Origin of the sequence: Mongoliibacter ruber (genome assembly GCF_003003005.1) — a bacterium.
Lineage (GTDB): Bacteria > Bacteroidota > Bacteroidia > Cytophagales > Cyclobacteriaceae > Mongoliibacter > Mongoliibacter ruber.
The window spans coordinates 1-1415 of the sequence record NZ_PVTR01000046.1 but is presented as its reverse complement, the minus strand read 5'-3'; the positions used below and the strand labels follow the sequence as shown (position 1 = coordinate 1415).

Annotated in this window: 1 protein-coding gene; it reads right to left on the bottom strand. The window is 34.1% G+C overall.

Annotation, left to right across the window (positions count from 1 at the left end; translation table 11 throughout):
• Nucleotides 1–108: 108 nt before the first annotated feature.
• Complete coding sequence (locus CLW00_RS21190; protein ID WP_106135707.1) at nt 109–975, bottom strand: DUF5694 domain-containing protein; 867 nt, start codon at nt 973–975, stop codon at nt 109–111.
• Between the last annotated feature and the right edge of the window lie 440 nt (nt 976–1415).

Sequence of the window (1415 nt, the reverse complement as noted above, 5' to 3'; positions counted from 1 at the left end):
CCGTGCAAAGAATCGCCTGAAGCCCTCTTTTCGCTATTGTAAATTTAATAAAAACCTTTAAAAATTACTTGGAATTTAAGACAGTACCTCGATTATCCGTAGCCCTTTCTATTCATTGTAATTTTCAAGGTCATTAAATTCAATCAGATTATGTTCAGGGGAGGATTCATAATACAATTTAAAAAAATCTGTGTGAGATGAACCAAATAAGATTAAAATTCTATCATTGGCCGAATTGATATTTTTTTCAATTAAGTTTAATGTTCTAAAGTTTCTACTTACCATACCAATTGTGCTTGCATCAGCAACTCTTTCATCCTCTTGTCCAAATATTCCTGCAAACAAACTATAGAAGCCCCTGTTTTTTTTCTCAGGTGAATTCAACCATTTGAAATAATCAAGCATTGAATTTTCTAGCAAATACTGGTCTTCATATTCATAAAGTTTCATATATTTTTTACCAATTTCACTATCTAAAAAATCTCTTTCAAAATCTAACCCCTTGTAAAGGTCAAATGCATAATCTTTTGTCTCATCGTTACTATAGAGAGTTTGAAAAATTGTTTTCTGATCTACACCATAAATCGTGTCAAGTTGAAAATCATCCATTAATCTATAAGCTATTTGGTCAATTTCATCACTGGTCAACTGGTAATTTCCATTTTTGTACTCTCTGTAATTATTCATTAATATGTTATTCTTGTTGAAATCTTCTACAAAAATTTTCGTTGGTTTGAATCTTGAGATATATTCTACCAATTCTTTAATTTCTAATTGTCTTTTATCGGAAAGGATGTCAATTCTATCCTCTGGATTTGTTTTGTAAGTATCTTCATCATAATATGAAAAATGAAAAGTACCAATTAGCAAAACATCAGGTAAGTTTTTATCCCCTATTAAGATGTCATCAACGCTTTGAGCTTTAATTGAAATCAATGGTAAGAGTAAAAAGAATATCAGTTTAAGTTTTTTCATTTTATAAATTGTTTGGTTGTGATTTAGGGTTACAGATAACGGTCTAGTATAAGAATAGTAGCGGATTTCCACGCACTAACTTTTCGGTTAAACACAGACCTTTTTTATAGTTACTTACTTTTGTTTTAGCGACTAAACCGCTATTATTTTTATACATTGTGTGTGCCTTGAATGGTGAATATAGTTCATTTAAATGAGCGTTCCAACGGGTGAAAGTCCCTTAAGCGCGGGCGTAACGTCCCGAAGCCAAGCAAGTGGCAAGCTGGTTTGCCGTGAGGCATGCAGTGAAGTAAGCCAGACTGCGGTGTCTGTACTGACGAACAGAGCCTGTCCCGAAAATCGGGAAACCATATACGGAGGCTACGAGGTCGGATGAGGTGACACATCACACCGAAGTCCAAACCTTCCGTAAGGGAGGAAGTGCCGAAGTAGTAGATATG